Source organism: Streptomyces sp. NBC_00094 (genome assembly GCF_026343125.1).
In the GTDB taxonomy this organism is placed as follows: Bacteria; Actinomycetota; Actinomycetes; order Streptomycetales; family Streptomycetaceae; genus Streptomyces.
In genome coordinates this window covers 5,377,770-5,394,794 of the sequence record NZ_JAPEMB010000001.1, presented here as the reverse complement: position 1 = coordinate 5,394,794, position 17,025 = coordinate 5,377,770, and the positions used below count along the sequence as shown (strand labels likewise).

The following is a 17,025-nucleotide window of genomic DNA, read 5'->3' as shown; positions in this document are numbered from 1 at the left end:
TGAAAGCAGGCCCCGCGATCGTAGAGCCCACTGATGCAACTTACTGAGGCTTTACCTAGTTCCCGTCTTCGGGGGAAGAGGAGGCAGGATATTGGTCATGTCCAACGTTTCCCCCTCAGGCCCGGCGATGGCCGCGAGCCCCCTCACCCGCGCGGTGCTCGAGATCGACGAGTACGCGGCGGGCCTCGGCTGGGACCAGCCTGCCCGCCTGTTCGCCCTGGTCGACACCGCACGGCTGCGCGCCCAGGAACCCAAGCTCGCCTCCCAGCTCGGCCTGGGCGACGACGCCACCGCCTACACCCCCATCGAGCAGGACAAGCTGCCGCGCGGGAAGCCGCTCGACGACTTCCTCGGCACGATCGCCTGGCCCGCCGGTGTCGCGGGCTGCGCGATGACGGTGGAGCGGCTGATGCTGCCCCCGTCAGCGGAGGCCCAGGTCCCGCAGGGGCTGAGCGAGAAGCAGCTCGCCAAGTGGGTGGCCGCGCATCCGGACCGCCAGGAGGTCCGGATGACCGTGGCGGTGCTGCGCGGCGGCGCCCGCGAGGCGGCGATCCGGCTGCGCGAGAAGGACTCGGCGACCGAGGTCCTGACCGGCCCCGACCTGGTGCCGGGACTCGCCGAGGCGCTGGCGGCGACCTTCGAGTCCTAGGGCAGGCCTGTCCGGCGGATCAAGGTCGGACAGGTGCGTGTCCGGCGCTGATCCGCCGGACGCGCCGAGCCGCGCCGGTACACGGCGACGGTACGAAGAGGGGGGCCCGGTCGGCAGACCGGGCGCCCCTCGTCCGTGTCAGGGCTTCGTCGGCGTCTCGTTCGCCTCAGGGCCTGGTGGCCCCTGCCCTCGTCCGGGCCTGTCAGCCCTTCGAGCAGCTCGGCAGGTTCGTCGTCTCGCCCTTGCGGAGCTTCTCCAGCGACTTCGTGGCGTCGTCGATGGTGTCGACCTTGATCAGGGTCAGCCCGCTGGGCGTGTCGGAGGCGGCGGACTCGCAGTTGTCGGCCGGTGTGAGGAAGTACTCGGCGCCCGCCTCGCGCGCGCCGACGAGCTTCATCTCGATGCCGCCGATCGGGCCGACCTTCCCCTTGTCGTCGATGGTTCCGGTGCCGGCGATGAACGCGCCGCCGGTGAGGCTCTCCGGAGTCAGCTTGTCGACGATGCCGAGGGCGAACATCAGACCGGCGCTGGGGCCGCCGACGTCGGCGAGGTTGATGTCGATGGTGAACGGGAAGACGTGGTCGGTCCCGGCCTGGATGCCGACGATCGCCCGGTCGCCCTCCTCCGAGGTGGCGGTCGTGATGACCACCTTCCGGGTGACGGTCGGCTCCTTGCCCGCCTTCTCGGCCTCGGCCGCCTCCTTCGCGGGGACGATCGTGAACACGACGTCCTGGCCGGGCTTGCGCTTCGTGACCTGCTTGGCGACGTCACCGGGCTCGGTGACGGTCACGCCGTCGACGGCCTTGATGACGTCACCGGCGTGCAGCTTGCCTTCCGCCGGGGAGTCCTTGACGACGGTGGCGACGACGACACGGCTGGTCACCGGGATGCCCAGCTCCCCGAGGGCGGCCACCTTGGCGCTCTCCTGGGACTGGCTGAACTCCTCGGCGTTCTCCTGGCTCGACTGCTCCTCGGTCTTGCCGTCCGGGTAGAGCGTGTCGTGCGGGACCACCACGTTGTCGTGGGCGAGCCAGCCGTAGACGGCCTCGACGGTGTTCATCTTGTAGTCCGCGCTGGTGACGCGGACCGTCGTCATGTTGAGGTGACCGTCGGTCGGGTAGGTCTTGCGTCCGGAGATCCGGAGGACGGGCTCTCCCCTGGCCTCTCCGAGGGTGTTGACCGTGGGACCGGGACTCATCTCCGCGTACGGCACCGGGATCAGGACGCCTGCGATGAGCAGACAGATCAACACCAGGGTGGAGGCGAGCATCGTCGCGGTGCGGCGTGGCATGGAACGACAGTACGGGACTCGCCTGTGGGTGCACCCCTGGGGCGGGCCGTACGAGGCGGCCTGAGGGCCGCGTCAGCCGGACGGCGACGTGGAGACGGGAGCCGCCGCCGTGGCCGTCTCGCGCTCCGGGCGGACGGAGTCCGCGGTGGTGGGGTGGGACCGCTCCATCGCGTCCCGGAAACGTGCGTAGCCCGCGAGCTCGGCCACGTCACCTATCGTCTTGTTCCTCGAAGCCCAGCTTCCCCATATCGCCGCGCCGACGACTGCGAAAAGCGGAATCAGCAACCAGGCCAGCGCTGCCATCCCGACCTCCCATCCCCAGAGAGTTGATCAGCAGATTATTCATCTGTGGCTTCAACGCTCGTGCCTGGGGGCCGGTTACGCAAATCGGGCGTTCGGCTACGCGCTGTCGGCGCGTCGCCTTGCCGACCGAAACCGCTCCGAGCAGCGGCTCAGCAGGCGCCCACCCACTCCTCCGTGCCGTCGGAGAAGGTCTGGTGCTTCCAGATCGGGACCTCGTGCTTGAGGTCGTCGATGAGCTTGCGGCAGGCCTCGAAGGCCTCGCCGCGGTGGGGGCAGGAGACGGCGACGACGACCGCGATGTCACCGATCCGGAGGTCGCCGACACGGTGGACGGCGGCCAGCGCGCGGACCGGGTAGTTCGCGACGACCTTCTCGGCGACGCGGCGCAGCTCCGCCTCGGCGGTGGGGTGGCAGGAGTAGCCGAGCCCCTCGACGTCCGCGCCTCCGTCGTGGTTGCGCACGGTGCCCACGAAGAGGGTCGTGCCGCCGGAGGCGTCGTCGCCGACGGCCCGGAAGACCTCGTCCACGGAGAGCGGGGTCTCCCGGATCGCCAGGAGCTTGATCGGGTCGGCGGCGGCCTGCTCGCCGGGGTGGTCGTGGGTGCGTGCCATGCGCCCATGGTGCCGTACGCCGCCGACATCCCGGAATAGCGGTTTCGACCGGTCGTCGGAACCCTCCGTAGGAGGGTTCTACAGACCGGCCGGGGTCCCGGTCGCCGCACGGGCTCCCGGTCGCCGCCCGGCGCGGGTCAGATCCCGCGCCGCTTCCGCATCTGCCGTACGAGCGCCGCCGTGCCGAGCAGGGCCACCGTCGCGCCGGCCGCGCCGGCCGCGGTCGCGTCCTTGCGGCCCAGCCGCCGGCCGGCGACCGTGTGGCGGCCCTCGACCTCCTCCAGGAGCGCGGCGAGGACCTCCTCGTTCGTCCACTTCGGGCGCCAGCCGGCGTCGTGCAGCCGTCCGACGCTGACCACCCAGGGATGCATGGTGTACGCCAGATCACCCGCGGGGGACGGCGTGAGCCCGATCCGGTGGAGGCGGGCCGCCGCGCCGAGGGCGACGGCCGAGGGAAGCTCCATGCGCCGGATGCCGGAGAGCTCCTCGACCTCCTCCTGCTCCAGCCAGCCCTCGCAGCCGACCGCGAACTCGCCGTCGACCTTCTCCAGGGCCGCGTACTCCAGCGCGCTCACCAGGTCGTCGACGTGGCAGAACTGCCAGGTGGGCCGGGAGCCGGCGACGACGAGCAGCCGGGGCGACTCGAAGTAGCGGGTCAGCGCCGTGTCCGTACCGCCGACGAGGACGGCCGGGCGGACGACGGTGACGTTGAGTCCGGGGTGCGCGCGGGGGGCACGGCGGCCGAGGCGCTCGATCTCCAGCATGTCGCCCACGCCGGTGGCCTCGGCCGTCGCCCGCAGTTCGGCGTCCTCGGAGAGCGGGATGTCGTTGTCGGGCAGGGCCCCGTAGACCATCGCGGACGTGCAGAGCACGACGCGGTGCACGCCGGCGGCCGCGGCGGCGGTCAGCACCGTCTGCGTGCCCCGCACGTTGTAGGCCGTTCGGGCGGCGGGGTCGGTCTCCAGGTCGAGATCGACGGCGAGGTGCACGACGACGTCCGCACCGCGCAGCTTCTCGGCGATGGCCGGATCGCGCACGTCGAGGATGTGCCACTGCGCCTCGGCGACCTCGCCGCGGCGCTCGTCGATCGCGACGACCTGCCTGATCTCGTCGGAGGCGGCAAGGCGCCTGGTCAGCAGGTCACCGACGCCGGAAGCGGCACCGGTGACCGCGACGACGGGGCCGCGCGCGGCGGACCGGGTTGAGTGGTTTCGCGCTCCGCGAACCTGAGGATCTGGGGAACTCACCGGGCGTCTCCAGCGGTTGTCTTCAGTACGTACACGCATGACGCGTACGTACCAGGTGGCGTCCATCCTGCCGCAGGGCACGGCCCGGCGGAGCACCGAGCCCGTTTCCGGCCCGGATGGCAGGTGGTGTCCCGCCGATCGGACCGGATCAGGGAACGCGCGTGCCGGGCGTCGCGAGCCCGGCCCTGTCGGCGGTACACCACCTACGCTGGTGGTGTGCGGGGTCTGTCTGGACAGGCCCTGGTCGGGCAGTCGCCGTCGGCAGAAGGCCGGCGGCCCTACGAGCCGAGGAAACCTGTGAGCGACACCCCATTCGGATTCGGCCTTCCGCCGGAGGAGCCGGAGAACGGCGACGAGGGCAAGAAGAAGGACCCCGCCGGAGGTGGCCAGGGGTCCGGTGGCCAGGGCGGCAACCCGTTCGGGGCGAACCCGTTCGGATTCGGCGGGCTGCCGGGCATCGGTGGCCCCGGTGGCGCGGACAACCCGTTCGCGGCGATGTTCGGCTCGCTGAACCCCAACGATCTGGGTGCGGCCTTCCAGCAGCTCGGGCAGATGCTGAGCTACGAGGGCGGTCCCGTGAACTGGGACATGGCCAAGCAGATCGCCCGCCAGGTGGTGGCCCAGGGCACCGCCGACGGCACCAAGGACGCCAGCGTGGGTCCGGCCGAGCAGTCCGCCGTCGAGGAGGCCGTGCGCCTGGCCGACCTGTGGCTGGACCAGGTCACCTCGCTGCCTTCGGGCGCGGGGACGGCCGTGGCGTGGAGCCGCGCGGAGTGGGTCGAGGCGACGCTGCCGGCCTGGCAGCAGCTCGTGGACCCGGTCGCCGAGCGTGTCGGCGCGGCGATGGGCGACGTCCTGCCGGAGGAGATGCAGGCCATGGCCGGCCCGCTGATCGGCATGATGCGCTCCATGGGCGGCGCCATGTTCGGCCAGCAGATCGGGCAGGCCGTGGGCGCGCTCGCCGGTGAGGTCGTCGGCTCGACCGACGTCGGTCTGCCGCTCGGCCCGGCCGGTCGCGCGGCGCTGCTCCCGCTGAACATCGAGGCCTTCGGCAAGGACCTGGGCGTGCCCTCGGACGAGGTGCGGCTCTACCTGGCCCTGCGCGAGGCCGCCCACCAGCGGCTCTTCGCGCACGTGCCGTGGCTGCGCGCGCATCTGTTCGGCGCGGTCGAGGGTTACGCGCGCGGGATCAAGGTCGACACCTCGAAGCTGGAGGAGGCGGTCGGCCAGCTCGACCCGACGCACCCGGAGCAGCTTCAGGAGGCTCTCCAGCAGGGCATGTTCCAGCCGGAGGACACCCCGGAGCAGAAGGCGGCCCTGGCCCGTCTGGAGACGGCGCTCGCGCTGGTCGAGGGTTGGGTGGACGCGGTGGTGCACGAGGCCGCCAAGTCCCGGCTGACCTCGGCGGACGCGCTGCGCGAGACGCTGCGCCGGCGCCGGGCGTCGGGCGGTCCCGCCGAGCAGACCTTCGCCACACTGATCGGCCTGGAGCTGCGTCCGCGGCGGCTGCGGGACGCGGCGCGCCTGTGGGCCTCGCTCACGGACGCGCGCGGGGTCGACGGCCGGGACGGGCTGTGGGAGCACCCGGACATGCTGCCGACGGCTACCGACCTGGACGACCCGGACGGCTTCGTCCACCGCGAGCACCTCGACTTCTCCGAGCTCGACAAGATGCTGGGCGAGGCGGCCAAGGGCGACACGGAGGACGGGGACGAGAAGGCGTGAGTCTCCATGACGACGCGGTCCTGGTGCTGAAGCGGTACGAGGACCAGCCGGAGCTTCGTGACGTCTATCTGGACCATCTCGCGGCCCACCCGGACGGCATGTACAAGCCCTGCGGGGCGGGTCACCTCACCAGCAGCGCGCTGGTGGTCGACCCCTCGCGGGAGCGGGTCCTCCTGACGCTGCACAAGAAGCTGGGCATGTGGCTGCAGATGGGTGGCCACTGCGAGGACGGTGACGCGACGGTCGAGGCCGCCGCGCTGCGCGAGGCGACGGAGGAGTCCGGCATCGCGGGGCTGACCCTGCTGCCGGGCGGTCCGGTGCGGCTCGACCGGCATCCGATCCCGGCGCCGTGCCACTGGCACCTGGACGTGCAGTACGCGGCGCTGGCTCCGGCCGGCGCGGTGGCGGAGATCAGCGAGGAGTCGCTGGATCTGCGCTGGTTCTCGTACGGGGAGGTGGCGGAGGTCGCCGACACGTCGGTGGTCCGTCTCCTGGAGGGGACGCTCGCGCGGCTCGCCCGGACGGCATGAGAGAGGGCGGTCGCCATGGCGACCGCCCTCCTCACGTGTGGTGCGTCGTGCTCAGTTCCAGGCGTTGTTCTGGTTCTGGGCGTGGGCGCCCTGCTGCCCGGCGCCGAACTGGGCGGCGATGCCCTGGCCGATGGCCGCGTTCTGCGGGGGCATGACCTCGCTGGGCTGGACGAGCGCGAAGCCCTGGCCGAGGAAGCTGAGCTCCCAGCCCTCGCCCGTGTTGCCGCGGCGGCTGCGGACGCTGGAGTTGTGCGTCTGCGCCTGCATCTGGACGCGCAGCCCGGTGGACCAGGCGACGATCGCGTCCGCGTCGACGCTGACGTACTTCTCGGGCGTGACCTGCATCATCAGCGGCTGCCCCGAGGTCATCAGGGCGACCTTGCCGCGGCCGGAGATGTTGAGCTGGTACTTGCCGGAGCCGGAGATGCCGTACTGGCTGTCGACGGCGATGACCTCGGTGTGGAGCGTCGAGTCGAGCGCCAGGACGTAGGCGCTGTCGACGGTCAGGCCCTCCTGGTCGACCTCCACGACGTGGACGTACTGGGCGAGGTTGGCGAAGTAGACCGTGCCCTGGCCGGAGCAGCGCATCAGGTCGAGGCCCTCGCCGGTGCGGGCACGGGCCCGTCGCTGGTTCGGGGTCTGGTACTCGCCGTCGAAGTCGACGAGCCCCTGGTACGCGACCATGGCGCCCTTGCGGGCGAGGATGTCGTCCTGCCCGGTCAGGCTGACCCGCAGGAGCTGCGGGTTCTGGATGACGTACCGCTCCTGGCTCTGCTGTTCGGCGTGGTTGAAAAGCGGGCTCTGCATGGTGTGTTCTCGCTCCCCCTCAGCCCCGGACCCGCAGGCGGTCGGTGCTGTCCTCGCTCGGCTGTACGACGACGATGCCCTGGCCGGAGAAGGCCATCTGGAAGGCCTCGCCGCTGCCCCGCCCGATGAGGGAGGAGGCCTTGAAGCTGCGCTTGCCCTTGACCTTGAGCGCCGGCGACCAGGCGACGAGCGCGTCGGGGTCGACGTAGGTCTCGTCCTCGCCGCGGCCGCAGTCGACGACGATCGGCGTGCCGCGCGAGGTGAGCGCGACCCAGCCCGTACCGGCGATCTCCACGTTGAACAGGCCCTGGCCGGCGAACTTGGCGAGTCCCTTGACCCGCTCGACGCCCCACTGGAGGTGTGCGTCGAAGGCGAGCAGGTTGGAGCCGTTGACGGACAGCGAGTCGTTCTGGAGGTTGATCACGACGACGTCGGCGCCGTAGTCGGCGAGGTAGAGCAGTCCGTCACCGGAGCACTTCATGATCGGCGCGCCCTCGCCCGTGGCCCACTCCTTGGCGACCTGGCGGACGGCGGGCGGGTTGGGCTCGTAGGTGATGAAGCCCTCGTAGGCGACCATCGAGCCGCTGCGGGCGTACAGGTCCTGGCCGGAGGCCATGGCGACCTTCAGCATGGTGCGGCCGTGGTTCTCCATCCGGGCCGCGACGGGGGTCGGGGCGTAGCCCGCGAGTTGCTGGTTCATGACTTCGGGCTCCCTCAGACCTCGTAGGGCTGGACGACGATGAAGTTGCCGGGGGCGCCCCGGAACTGGAGGTTCACGGTCTCTCCGCTGTGGCCCGGGTAGGCGTTGCGGCGGAGCCGCACCTGGCTGGAGAGGATGACCTGGGACGCGGACGACCAGGCGACCACCGCGTTGCAGTCGGCGAACGTGGTCGGTGTGACGGGCAGGACCACGGGGATGCCGTGGGTCTTCACGATGACCGTGCCGGTGCCCTGGAACTGCATGGTGAACAGGGCGCCGCCGGGGATGCCGTGGCCCTCGATGCGGCGGACCTCGTACTGGAGGGACTCGTCGAACGCGAGGACGGCCTCGGCGGAGACGCAGATGCCGTCGCCCTGGAGCTCGATCGGGTGCAGATGGGCGCCTTCCTCGGCGAGGAAGACCTGGCCGCGGCCGGTGCAGCGCATCAGCTGCATCTCCTGGCCGGTGGCGTTGCCGACGACCCGGCCGGCGAAGCCCGCGCCCTTGTGGGAGAAGTCGACCTTGCCCTGGTACATGACCATGGAGCCCTGGCGGGCGAGGACGGGGGTGCCGCCCATGGCGAGGTCGACCCGCATGAGCTGCTGGTTCTGCGGGGTCCAGCGGGCGCCGGTGGCGGTCTCCTTGTACGGCGCGAGCGCGGCGGCGAGCCCCGCGCCGGTGGCCGGGACGCCCTGCGGAACGCCTGCGGGCTGCTGCCCGAACTGCGGCTGCTGCCCGTACGGGGCGGGGGCGGCCTGCCCGTAGGGAGGCTGCTGCGGCGGCTGGCCCTGGCCGGGGTACTGACCCGGGGCCTGGCCCGGGATCTGGCCGCCGTACTGCCCAGGAGCCTGTCCCGGGACCTGGCCGTACTGGGGCTGCTGCTGCAGCTGCCCGTACGGGGCGGGGGCCGGCGCGGGCGGCGGGACCTGGGCGGGGGCCATCGGCGCCACCATCGTGGGCGCCGTGTGGACCGGCTGCGGGGGCCCGGGCGGTGCGCCGAACGCGGGCGCCGGGGCCGGCGGCTGCGGGGCGGGCGCGCCGAAGGCCGGGGGTGCCGTCGCCTGCTGCGGCGGGGCGAATCCGGGGGCCGGGGCCTGCGCCTGCGGAGCCGCGGGCTCCTCTTCGGCGACCTCGCCGCCGAAGTTCCGCAGGAGCGCCTCCAGACCTCCGTCGAAGCCCTGGCCGACGGCGGCGAACCGCCACACGTCCTTGAGGTAGAAGTCGCCCAGCATCACCGCGCGCTCGGTGGAGAACTCCGCGCCCGTGAAGGCGTACCGGGCGACCTCCTCGCCACCCGCCACGATCCGCAGGTGACCGGGTCCGACCTGGGACATCTGGCCGTCGCCGTCGATCGTCGCGGTGAACGACAGCTTCTGGATGTTCGCGGGGATGCGGTCGAGGGTGATGCGGAAGGACTCCGTGTCACCGGACTGGGACCCGAGCAGCTGGATGGACTCCTCGGGCGACTTCGGCTGGTTGAAGAAGACGAAGTAGCGGTCGTCGGAGAGCCGCTCGTCCGCGTCGAGTCCGAAGCAGCTGATGTCGAAACTGAGTCCGGGTGCCGCGATCTGCACACCCACGTACAGATCGGTTCCCGAGGTCAGATCACTGATCTTGGCCTTGTGGCCGCGTTGGAATTCCCTGGCCATGCGTAACGACCGTCCCCCATCCCGAATGGCGAATGCTCGCGCCAGGCTAACGGCTGCGTACGACATTGAGACAGGGCAGGTCGTTTTCGGTACGGAATCGGGAAACAACCGCACAGCCGCGTATCCGGGGCGTCACTCCTCGCGAGCGACCGGGAAGTGCGGGAGACGGTCGGCGGCGACCACGCCCTCCAGGTAGCCGCGGGCCCGCTCGGTGCGCGGGTACGCCTCGAGAAGACGCCAGAACCTGGGGCCGTGACCGGGGATCAGGAGGTGGGCCAGCTCGTGCAGGAGGACGTAGTCGACGACGTACTCGGGCATGCCCTGGAGCCGGTGGGAGAGGCGGATGCTGCCCTCCGAGGGGGTGCAGGAGCCCCAGCGGGTGTTCTGGTTGGTGACCCAGCGGACGGAGTCGGGGCGGGCCCGGCCGCCGAAGTACTGCTCGGACAGGCTCAGCGCCCGCTCGGTGAGCTCGCGGTCACCGAGGACGCTCCGGTTCTCCTTGGCGGCGAGTTTGTCGAGCATGACGGTGACCCAGCGCCGCTCCTCCGCCTCCGACATCCGGGCCGGGATGAGCACGATGGTCCGGTCACCCTCGCGGTAGGCCGAGACGGTTCTGCTGCGCCGTGGGCTTCTGCGGACCTCGACCGCGCTCGTCCCCGAGCCGCTGGGCGGCTGGCTGGTCACGCTGCGCTGTGGGTCGGCGGGCACGGCCCCGACGTTACCCGTTGCCGGCGGGGGAAGTCCCGCCTCCGGAGTGGTTTCGAGAACGATCCGACCCCAACGCGCACCATTTGAATGACTATTCCCCCTGCCCTGTGGACAACTTTCGGCGACCGTCACGGCGACGGGGCATTCTCGCTTCAGGACGACGGAAGAGCCGTTGTCGATCATGAATGCGGTCACGGGCGGGGGCGGGGAAATGCATCCGATGGTGAAACCGGCGCTGCGACGCGCCTGGCGGAGTCTCCAGCGCGTCCAGTTCGGCGTCACCCCCGCCCACGCGGTGGTGATGAGCCCGGTCGCCCCGGGCACGGGAGCGCTGTTGGCGCTCCTCGACGGCACCCGGGGGACGGAGTTGCTGCGGGCCGAGGCGCGGGCGCTCGGTCTGCCGGACGGGCATCTGGAGGCGTTCCTCGGCCGGTTGGCGGCGGCCGGGCTCCTCGCGGACGCCGCGACCGGACGGCCGGGGAGGACGGGTCCCGCAGCCGGCGCGGTGGACACGGCGCTCGATCCGCAGCGCGCGGACCTGGCCTCGCTCTCCGTCGTCCACCGCGAGCCGGACCGGGCGCTGCGGACACTGGCCGCCCGGCGGGCCCTGCGCGTCCAGGTCCGGGGCGCGGGGCGGGTGGGGGCGACGGTGGCGGCCCTGCTGTCCGCGGCGGGCGTGGGCACGGTCGAGGTGCTCGACTCCGGCCGGGTCGAGCCGTGGGAGACCGCCCCGGGCGGCCTGCCGGCCGAGGCCGTCGGCGAACGCCGGGCGACGGCGGCCCGGCGCCTGGTGGGCCGCTGGGCACGCGGCTCCACCCGCGCCGGCCGGATGGACGGAACGACGGGTGACGGGCGTGGTGAGCCCGGGTTGTCACTCGTCGTGGTGACACCGCGGGACGGTCTCGGGGCGTACGTCCCCGATCCACTGCCGGCCGAGCCGTGGATCTCGACCGGCACACCCCATCTGTACGCGGGCGTGCTGGAGGCGACGGGGACGGTCGGGCCGCTCGTCCTGCCCGGCGGGACGGCCTGTGCCCGCTGCCTCCAGGAGGAGTCGACGGACCGGGATCCCGTCCGCCCCCGGCTCCTCGCCCAGTGGCGTTCGGGCGCCCCGCACCCGCTGCCCGCCTGTGACCTGGCGCTGGCCACGGCCGTCGCGGGCCTCGCCGCCGCGCACGCGCTCACCTTCCTGGACGGGGATCTCCCGGCGAGCACGGGCGCCCGCTGGGAGGTGTCACTACCGCTGCTGGAGTGGCGGTCGGAGCGCCTGCGACCGCATCCCGGCTGCCCGTGCGGGGCAGCGCGCGACAGAGAAGGGGAGTGCGCCTCGGCAGCCGGAAGCGCACAGGACACAATGGCGGGGTAACGGCCCTGCGTGACACGGCAGTCTGGGAATTGGAGGGGCGCATGTCTGATCTTCCCCGGAAGGCGGTCACTCGGACCGCCAAGTTGGCCGCGTTGCCGCTCGGCTTCGCCGGCCGGGCCACTTGGGGCCTGGGCAAACGGATCGGCGGCAGGTCCGCCGAGCTCGTCGCCAAGGAGCTCCAGCAGCGCACGGCCGAGCAGCTGTTCAAGGTTCTCGGCGAGCTGAAAGGCGGCGCGATGAAACTCGGACAGGCGCTGTCCGTCTTCGAGTCGGCCCTTCCGGAGGAGGTCGCCGGGCCCTACCGGGCGGCCTTGACGAAGCTTCAGGAAGCGGCTCCTCCGATGCCGACGGCCAGGGTGCACGCCGTACTGGAAGAGCGGCTCGGCGAGAACTGGCGGGAGCTGTTCCTGGAGTTCGAGGACAAGCCCGCGGCCGCCGCCTCGATCGGACAGGTACACCGGGCCGTGTGGCACGACGGGCGCGAGGTCGCGGTGAAGGTGCAGTACCCGGGCGCCGGGGAGGCACTGCTCTCGGACCTGACCCAGTTGAGCCGCTTCGCCCGGCTCCTCGGCCCCCTCGTCCCCGGTATGGACATCAAGCCGCTGATCACCGAGATGCGGGACCGGGTCTCCGAGGAGCTGGACTACGCGCTGGAGGCGACGGCCCAGCGGGAGCACGCGGAGGTGTTCGCGGACGATCCCGACGTGGTGGTGCCGGCGGTGGTGCACCAGTCGGAGCAGGTACTCGTGACCGAGTGGATGGACGGGATCCCGCTCTCGGAGGTGATCGCGGACGGCACGGAGGCCCAGCGGGACCGGGCGGGTCAGCTCCTGGCCCGTTTCCTCTTCTCCGGCCCCGCCCGCACCGGCCTGCTGCACGCCGATCCGCACCCGGGCAACTTCCGGCTGCTGCCCGGCACCGAGGAGGACGGGGATCCGGCGGACTGGCGCCTCGGCGTCCTCGACTTCGGGACCGTGGACCGGCTCCCGGGCGGGCTGCCCGAGACGATCGGCGTCTGTCTGCGGATGGCGCTCACCGGCGAGGCCGAGACCGTCTACGAACTGCTCCGCGCGGAGGGCTTCGTCAAGGAGTCCGTCGCCCTCGACCCCGACGAGGTCCTGGGGTACCTGCTGCCGATCATCGAACCGGCCGAGGCGGAGACCTTCCTCTTCACCCGCGGCTGGCTGCGGACCCAGGCGGCCCGGATCGCCGATCCCCGCTCCCCCGCCCACCAGCTGGGCAAGCAGCTGAACCTGCCACCCTCGTACCTGTTGATACACCGCGTGACGTTGAGCACGATCGGGGTGCTGTGCCAGCTCAACGCGACGGTACGGCTCCGGGACGAGCTGGAGGAGTGGCTGCCGGGCTTCGTCGCGCCGGACACCGACTGAGCCGGCCCGACTGAGCCCGGCCGTGATCCGCCGGGCAGGCCGTGATCCGCCGGGCAGGCCCTAGCCCGGCGGAGAAGGCGGGTCACCACCAGGCGGAGTCGAGACGGCCCTCGATCGCACGGATGTTGGCGCGGGCGCAGTCCTCGCAGAAGTACTCGCGTCGGCCGTTCTCCACCGAACAGGTCCAGGTCACCGGAAGGGTGTCGGCGGTCTTGCCGCAGCGCGCGCAGGCGAGGGGTGCCTCGGGAGTACGGGCGTCGTTCACCCTGGTGACGATAGCCCGGCGGGACGCCACTGACCGGGCAACGCACCGCGGGGGCCGGTCCGTTCGGACCGACCCCCGGGGGACGCGCCCCCGGAGGGGCGCGAGGTGTTTCCGGTACTGCCTCAGTTCATGACAGCCATGGCGAGCGCGCGGCGGGCGCGCAGCGAGACGCGCTCGGCGCGGCGCTGCATGCGCCGGGCGGCAACCAGGCGCACGGCCTGGCGTTCCGCGTCGGCCTCACGGTGTCGCTCGTGCATATGGGCACGGGCCAGGGCTTCTGGGATGAGTTGCATTTCGCGGGTCCTGTTCTGGCGAGCGGTGTGCGCGCCGGCGGTGGAGAAGTCTGGGGTCGCGGAGCCGAGGGGCTCGCTGGCGGAAGAGGTCATCGGAGCCTGCTTCTGGGGATCGTGCGTGAGGGGACGGTCGATGGTTCCGGTGGCGCTCATGCCGCGACCGGGTTCTTGCGCGGACGGCCACGGGGCCGCTTCCGGGCGACGACCACGCCCTGGACGAAGAGCTCGCCGCCCCAGACGCCCCACGGCTCGCGCCGCTCCTTGGCACCGGCCAGGCAGGCGGCCATGAGCGGACAGGTCTGGCAGAGGGACTTCGCGTACTCGACGTCGGCCGGGGACTCCGCGAAGAAGACCTCGGGGTCGTAGGTGCGACAGGGGACGGGGACGCCGAGGTTCTCGATGGCGTCGTCGAGCGCGGTGAGCGCGGTGAGGGGGGTCAAAGCGGGGTCCTCCGTGAGGCCGGGCAGGGAGATCGAATCGGAAGGCGGTACGGACGGGGCGTGCGCTTCGAGTTGCACGGTGGTTTTTCCTCGTCTGGTCGTTCCGGCCTGTTTGGCCGGGGTTTCGGCTGGTACCGGGTGTTCTGCCCGAGGCCCCTTCGCTCCGTCATCCCCGTTCGGGGACAAACAGAAGGGCCGCGGATCCCGGGTGGGGTTCCGCGGCCCTGAAGGCGCCGGTCTGATCATGGATCAGACTGGATCACTCCAGGGTTCGAGCCCACGGAAGGCCCACATCGTGTGGTGGTACGTCGTCTTCTGCCGCTGCTCGACTCCGGCACCGGTCGCGGCGAAGGCAAAGGCCTTGGCCTTGCCGGCTGCTACTGCTTCCAGTGCCTTGGTCGGTCGCTCATTGCGCTCGATGGCGGGCATGCCGAGGCCGGAGAGACCGGTGACGGGCAGACCGCTGCCAAGGAACGCAGAGCCGGAGAGGCCGAGCGAGCAGGCGGAGACGATCGAGCGATCGGTCATTTTGGCGGTGCTGACGAAGCTGGCAGTGCGGGTCTTGATGCAGTTGCTGATCACGGGGAATCGCCTCCTCTCGGCGTCTCGGAGGGCTCGGGTGCGAGCCGGACCCTCATGTTTATTTGGACAAGTACAGCACGAAGACAGGGCTTCGAAGAAGCCGCTTGTTTCCGTGGTTAAGAACCTATGGCGCTTGACGGGGCAGGCGCAAACTATTTTTCCCACGAGTTTTCCTCAGTTCTCATCCTCACCCGCCCCTCCCTCCCCACCTGCGCAGATGGCCAGGACATCGGCTCCGAAGCGATCCAGCTTGCGGACGCCGACGCCGGAGATCGAGGAGAGCTCCCCGTCGGTGGCGGGTACGCGCTCGGCGATGGCCATGAGCGTCTTGTCGGTGAAGACGCAGTACGGGGGCTGGCCCAGTTCCTTCGCCTGCCCGGAGCGCCAGTCGCGGAGCCGCTCGTAGAGCGCCTCGTCCATGTCCGAGGGACAGTCCTCACAGCGCATCAGCTTCATCGCGCCCGCCTCGGTGAGGGTCGCGCCGCAGACCCGGCACAGGACCGGGCCGCGCGGCTTGCGCCGACCGCCGCCGACGGCCCGCTCGACGCCTCCGGCGGCCCCGGCCCCGACGGAGCCGAAGGCGCCGAACGAACCACGGGAACCGGAGCCGGAGCCGGAGCCCGGTCGCAGGCCCTTGAGGAAACGGGTGGGGCGCCGGGAGGCGCGGCCGCCGGGGGCGCGGGAGAGCGCCCAGGAGAGCGAGACGTGGAGCCGGGCCCGGGTGACGCCGACGTACAGCAGGCGGCGCTCCTCCTCGACCTGCTCGTCGGTCTTGGCGTAGGTGATCGGCATCATGCCCTCGGTGAGGCCGACCAGGAACACGGCGTCCCATTCGAGGCCCTTCGCCGCGTGGAGCGAGGCGAGGGTGACGCCCTGGACGGTCGGGGCGTGCTGGGCGGCGGCCCGCTCGTCGAGCTCGGCGACCAGGTCGGAGAGGGTGGCCCCGGACTTGGCGCGGGCGAAGTCCTCGGCGAGCCGGACGAGCGCGGCGAGCGACTCCCAGCGGTCACGGACCGCTCCGGAGCCGGCGGGCGGCTGTGCGGTCCAGCCCTTGGTGGAGAGGACGGCCCTGACCTGCGAGGGCAGGTCCTCGGCGTCGTCGAGCAGGGAGTCGTTGCCCCCGGCGCGGGCCGCGCCGCGCAGGGCGATGCCCGCCTCCCGTACCTCCTGGCGCTCGAAGAACCGCTCGGCGCCACGGAGCTGGTAGGGCACTCCGGCGTCGGCGAGGGCCTGCTCGTAGACCTCGGACTGGGCGTTGATCCGGTAGAGGACGGCGATCTCGCCGGCCGGGACGCCGGCGGCGATGAGGTCCCGGATACGGCGGGCGGTGCCCTCGGCCTCGGCCGGTTCGTCGGCGTACTCCGTGTAGACCGGCTCGGGGCCGGGGTCGCGCTGGGAGATCAGCTCCAGGCGGTGCTCGGCGGCCCGGCCACTGGCCTGGTTGAGCAGCCCGTTGGCGAGGTGCACGACCTGCGGGGTGGAGCGGTAGTCACGGACGAGCTTGACCACCGTGGCCTGCGGATGGCGGTTGCGGAAGTTCAGCAGGTGGTCGGGGGTGGCTCCGGTGAAGGAGTAGATCGTCTGGCTGGCGTCGCCGACGACGCAGAGGTTGTCGCGGTCGCCGAGCCACAGGTCGAGCAGGCGCTGCTGGAGCGGGGAGACGTCCTGGTACTCGTCCACGACGAAGTGCTGGTACTGGCGGCGGATCTGCTCGGCGATGTCGTGGCGGTCCTGGAGGATGCCGACAGTGAGCAGCAACACGTCCTCGAAGTCGATCACCGCGCGGTCGCGCTTGAGCTGCTCGTACATCGCATAGATCTGGCCGATTTCCGCCGGGTCGCGCGGGGCGTCCCTGACGGACTTGGCGACCGCGGCCGGATAGTCGGCGGGGACCGTCTGGGTGACCTTGGCCCACTCGATCTCGCTGGTGACGTCGCGCAGCTCGTTCCGGTCGAGCCGGATCCGGCAGCGCGCCCCGGCCTCGGCGACGAGCTGGACCTTCCGCTCCAGGAGCCGGGGCAGATCGCCACCGACGGCTTTCGGCCAGAAGAACTGGAGCTGGCGGAGGGCCGCGGAGTGGAACGTACGGGCCTGGACGCCACCCGCGCCGAGCTGCCGGAGCCGGCCGCGCATCTCGCCGGCGGCGCGGTTGGTGAAGGTGACGGCCAGCACACTGGCGGGCTGCAGTATGCCCGCCCGCACCCCGTACGCGATCCGGTGCGTGATGGCCCGTGTCTTGCCCGTGCCGGCTCCCGCCAGCACGCACACGGGCCCGCTCAGGGCGAGCGCGACCTCGCGCTGCTCGGGGTCGAGCCCGTCGAGCACCGCGTCGGCCGTCTCCGGGACCTGCGGGAAGAGAGTGGAGTGCGTTGCTGCTGTCACCTGTCCATGCTGCCAGGTCCCGCGAGCTCGGTGCGGCGGCTTGTCCACAGGCCGGAGGTGCCGGTCATACGAATCCCGGGAATGGG

The 17,025-nt window shown here is 71.7% G+C and carries 18 protein-coding genes; 5 read left to right on the top strand and 13 right to left on the bottom strand.

The features are described from left to right. Positions 1–97: 97 nt before the first annotated feature. Positions 98–649 (top strand): PPA1309 family protein, encoded by a 552-nt coding sequence (locus tag OG580_RS24075; RefSeq protein WP_267045749.1) that lies wholly within the window; start codon positions 98–100, stop codon positions 647–649. A gap of 202 nt (positions 650–851) precedes the next feature. Here OG580_RS24075 and OG580_RS24070 read toward each other — a convergent pair whose 3' ends face one another. The 4 genes from OG580_RS24070 to OG580_RS24055 all read right to left on the bottom strand — a co-directional run bounded on the left by OG580_RS24070 (position 852) and on the right by OG580_RS24055 (position 4,101). Further along, a complete protein-coding gene (locus tag OG580_RS24070; RefSeq protein ID WP_267045748.1) occupies positions 852–1,940 on the bottom strand; it encodes a PDZ domain-containing protein in 1,089 nt (362 codons plus the stop codon). 72 nt (positions 1,941–2,012) lie between these two features. Continuing rightward, complete coding sequence (locus OG580_RS24065) at positions 2,013–2,147, bottom strand: hypothetical protein (RefSeq protein ID WP_267045747.1); 135 nt, start codon at positions 2,145–2,147, stop codon at positions 2,013–2,015. A 245-nt stretch (positions 2,148–2,392) separates the two neighbouring features. After that, positions 2,393–2,854, bottom strand: a complete 462-nt coding sequence (locus OG580_RS24060) for a molybdenum cofactor biosynthesis protein MoaE (RefSeq protein ID WP_267045746.1) — start codon at positions 2,852–2,854, stop codon at positions 2,393–2,395. Positions 2,855–2,991: 137 nt separating this feature from the next. Further along, positions 2,992–4,101 (bottom strand): SDR family oxidoreductase, encoded by a 1,110-nt coding sequence (locus tag OG580_RS24055; RefSeq protein ID WP_267045745.1) that lies wholly within the window; start codon positions 4,099–4,101, stop codon positions 2,992–2,994. 297 nt (positions 4,102–4,398) lie between these two features. On the opposite strand from OG580_RS24055, the gene OG580_RS24050 reads away from it, so the two are divergent. Beyond that, a complete protein-coding gene (locus OG580_RS24050) occupies positions 4,399–5,826 on the top strand; it encodes a zinc-dependent metalloprotease (protein WP_267045744.1) in 1,428 nt (475 codons plus the stop codon). Next, the gene (locus OG580_RS24045) at positions 5,823–6,356 is read left to right on the top strand and encodes an NUDIX hydrolase (RefSeq protein WP_267045743.1); all 534 of its coding nucleotides are present in this window, start codon (positions 5,823–5,825) and stop codon (positions 6,354–6,356) included. The genes OG580_RS24050 and OG580_RS24045 overlap by 4 nt, the downstream gene beginning before the upstream one ends. Positions 6,357–6,407: 51 nt before the next feature. On the opposite strand, the gene OG580_RS24040 is transcribed toward OG580_RS24045, so the two are convergent. The 4 genes from OG580_RS24040 to OG580_RS24025 all read right to left on the bottom strand — a co-directional run bounded on the left by OG580_RS24040 (position 6,408) and on the right by OG580_RS24025 (position 10,220). Further along, a complete protein-coding gene (locus OG580_RS24040; RefSeq protein WP_267045742.1) occupies positions 6,408–7,163 on the bottom strand; it encodes an AIM24 family protein in 756 nt (251 codons plus the stop codon). 19 nt (positions 7,164–7,182) lie between these two features. Beyond that, entirely contained in the window at positions 7,183–7,863 is a 681-nt protein-coding gene (locus OG580_RS24035) for an AIM24 family protein (protein WP_267045741.1), read from the bottom strand. 14 nt (positions 7,864–7,877) lie between these two features. Further along, a complete protein-coding gene (locus tag OG580_RS24030; RefSeq protein WP_267045740.1) occupies positions 7,878–9,512 on the bottom strand; it encodes a TerD family protein in 1,635 nt (544 codons plus the stop codon). 132 nt (positions 9,513–9,644) lie between these two features. Continuing rightward, a complete protein-coding gene (locus tag OG580_RS24025; protein ID WP_267045739.1) occupies positions 9,645–10,220 on the bottom strand; it encodes a M48 family metallopeptidase in 576 nt (191 codons plus the stop codon). A gap of 211 nt (positions 10,221–10,431) precedes the next feature. On the opposite strand from OG580_RS24025, the gene OG580_RS24020 reads away from it, so the two are divergent. Together OG580_RS24020 and OG580_RS24015 are read left to right on the top strand one after the other, a co-directional pair. Then, the gene (locus OG580_RS24020) at positions 10,432–11,586 is read left to right on the top strand and encodes a TOMM precursor leader peptide-binding protein (protein ID WP_267045738.1); all 1,155 of its coding nucleotides are present in this window, start codon (positions 10,432–10,434) and stop codon (positions 11,584–11,586) included. Positions 11,587–11,627: 41 nt separating this feature from the next. Next, positions 11,628–12,977 (top strand): AarF/ABC1/UbiB kinase family protein, encoded by a 1,350-nt coding sequence (locus OG580_RS24015; RefSeq protein ID WP_267045737.1) that lies wholly within the window; start codon positions 11,628–11,630, stop codon positions 12,975–12,977. An 82-nt stretch (positions 12,978–13,059) separates the two neighbouring features. Here the strand turns inward: OG580_RS24015 and OG580_RS24010 are convergent, their stop codons facing one another. The 5 genes from OG580_RS24010 to OG580_RS23990 all read right to left on the bottom strand — a co-directional run bounded on the left by OG580_RS24010 (position 13,060) and on the right by OG580_RS23990 (position 16,939). After that, positions 13,060–13,242: a hypothetical protein gene (locus OG580_RS24010; protein ID WP_267045736.1), complete on the bottom strand. Its 183-nt coding sequence runs from the start codon at positions 13,240–13,242 to the stop codon at positions 13,060–13,062. 122 nt (positions 13,243–13,364) lie between these two features. After that, complete coding sequence (locus tag OG580_RS24005) at positions 13,365–13,688, bottom strand: hypothetical protein (RefSeq protein WP_267045735.1); 324 nt, start codon at positions 13,686–13,688, stop codon at positions 13,365–13,367. Next, complete coding sequence (locus OG580_RS24000) at positions 13,685–14,053, bottom strand: WhiB family transcriptional regulator (protein WP_267045734.1); 369 nt, start codon at positions 14,051–14,053, stop codon at positions 13,685–13,687. The genes OG580_RS24005 and OG580_RS24000 overlap by 4 nt, the downstream gene beginning before the upstream one ends. A 171-nt stretch (positions 14,054–14,224) precedes the next feature. Then, the gene (locus OG580_RS23995; RefSeq protein WP_267048102.1) at positions 14,225–14,503 is read right to left on the bottom strand and encodes a hypothetical protein; all 279 of its coding nucleotides are present in this window, start codon (positions 14,501–14,503) and stop codon (positions 14,225–14,227) included. A gap of 228 nt (positions 14,504–14,731) precedes the next feature. After that, positions 14,732–16,939, bottom strand: a complete 2,208-nt coding sequence (locus tag OG580_RS23990) for an ATP-dependent DNA helicase UvrD2 (protein WP_267045733.1) — start codon at positions 16,937–16,939, stop codon at positions 14,732–14,734. Positions 16,940–17,025 lie beyond the last annotated feature (86 nt).